The 1,872-nt window shown below is 40.2% G+C and carries 2 protein-coding genes; both read left to right on the plus strand.

The window, feature by feature from the left end:
• The first annotated feature begins 192 nt into the window (after positions 1–192).
• Positions 193–462, plus strand: a complete 270-nt coding sequence (locus ACR2F3_RS02325) for a hypothetical protein (RefSeq protein ID WP_432708368.1) — start codon at positions 193–195, stop codon at positions 460–462.
• Between the two features lie 76 nt (positions 463–538).
• Positions 539–1,732 (plus strand): protein rep, encoded by a 1,194-nt coding sequence (locus tag ACR2F3_RS02330; RefSeq protein ID WP_432708369.1) that lies wholly within the window; start codon positions 539–541, stop codon positions 1,730–1,732.
• Positions 1,733–1,872: the final 140 nt, after the last annotated feature.

Genomic DNA, 1,872 nt, shown 5'->3' on the forward strand with positions numbered 1-1,872 from the left:
ACAACATGAAACACTGAAACAGAGGGGGTGGAGTTACCCCCGAACTGACGCAATCAAAATCTAAAACCCCTTTTCCCTGATTACAGCTCCCCCTTGCCGTAATCAGGTTTTTTTCGGCTATGCCGACTGCAAAATATTTGCTTATCTTTTGTTTAACTGTATTATGGGTAACAGAATATAAAGGAAGGTAACATGGCTAGAAAACGAATTGCCCTGTCTGTTGATCCAGAGCTGCACGAGATTTTAAACGGTATAGCTCATTATCAAAAAAAGACGACTACAACCGTTATTGCTGACATCCTTAACCAAAACAGAATGATTTTAGAAGCTATGTTAAAAGCTTATCAGGACTATGAAAAAGGTATTCCTTTGGACATGGTTATGGAGGGCTTACTTCAGGAGAGTTTGGCCAATTTAGGCGTAAATGAAGAAGAACTAGAGCAAGAATCAGACACCAAGTAAAAGTAAAGCCCTAGTGACGGCAATCACTAAGGCTTTGAATCCTGTTTGTACGGTCAATACATCGAGGTAACCACAATTGTACGGTCAAAACAAAGAAAGTGGAAGAGAAGAGAGAGGGGCGAAGGCAGGGATTTATCCCGCCTCGACTCTCTCTATGGCGAAGCCCCTTGGTAATAATACGGATAACTCCTCCATCCTTGCTACACAAGGCTTTCAGTCAATCAAGGAACGATTCAAATTATTAGATTCATCTCGAAAAATACTTGATGGAGAACGTACCCAATATTGTTTCTATAACCGTGTTGATACAAATGATGGTGTAGGGGTTACATTTAATAAATTTCGCAATAAAGCCAATTATACGAACGTCATGCGCTGTGCTAATGCGTGGGGTTGTCCTGTTTGTGCTGCGATTATTTCAGAACACCGTAAATGTGAAGTCAAAGAAGCCATGGACTGGTGGAAGAAACAAGGCGGATCTGTGCTGTTGCTTACACTTACTGTTCCCCATTATTCAGATACGGACATCAAACAACTCAAAAAGGACTTAAAAAAGGCTTATGGCAAGTTTTTTAAGGGTATTCGTGCATCTCAAAATATGTTTGAGCGTTGGCAGATAAAACACTATATCTCATGCTTTGAAATCACCCATGGCACCAATGGATTCCATCCTCACTATCACGTTTTGTTATTTGTGCCTTATTCCCTGGGTAAAAAATCATTGCCTGGTATAAAGCAGGATATGTACAAAGTTTGGAAAGATTGCTGTTTAAAAGCAGGTCTGGACGAACCAAGCGAAAAACACGGATTAGATTTACAGGCTGGAAATGAAGCTGGGGCTTATGTTGCAAAATGGGGCTTAGAGCATGAAATGACTAAAGGTCATATTAAAAAGGGCAAAGAAAATAACCGTACACCGTTCGATATTTTAAGAAGTTATACCGATTCCGAAAACCAAGCAGATGCAAACTTATTCAAGCTGTATTACTTTGCTTTCAAAGGTACACGCCAGTTGAACTGGTCGAAAGGTCTTAAAAAATTGGTTAGCAAAGCAGAAGAAAAAACCGATCAGGAAATTGTAGACGATACAGACAATGTGGCCGAGCTACTTTTCAAGCTAGATATTGAAATGTGGCATGCAGTCAGAAAACAAAAAAAACAGGGTGAACTACTGGTTGCTGTTGTAGAAGATCAGACACTTAAAAAAGCAATGGAACTTATACGGCAATGTTTGGTTAATCAATCAATGCTTGTAAACATGACAACATGACAACATGAAACACTGAAACAGAGGGGGTGGAGTTACCCCCGAACTGACGCAATCAAAATCTAAAACCCCTTTTCCCTGATTACAGCTCCCCCTTGCCGTAATCAGGTTTTTTTCGGCTATGCCGACTGCAAAATATTTGC

This window comes from Pedobacter sp. (assembly GCF_045627485.1).
Lineage (GTDB): Bacteria > Bacteroidota > Bacteroidia > Sphingobacteriales > Sphingobacteriaceae > Pedobacter.

Excerpts from the sequence above, each read along its gene's own strand:
- ACR2F3_RS02325 (WP_432708368.1), top strand. The coding sequence starts at position 193 with ATGGCTAGAAAACGAATTGCCCTGTCTGTTGATCCAGAGCTGCACGAG.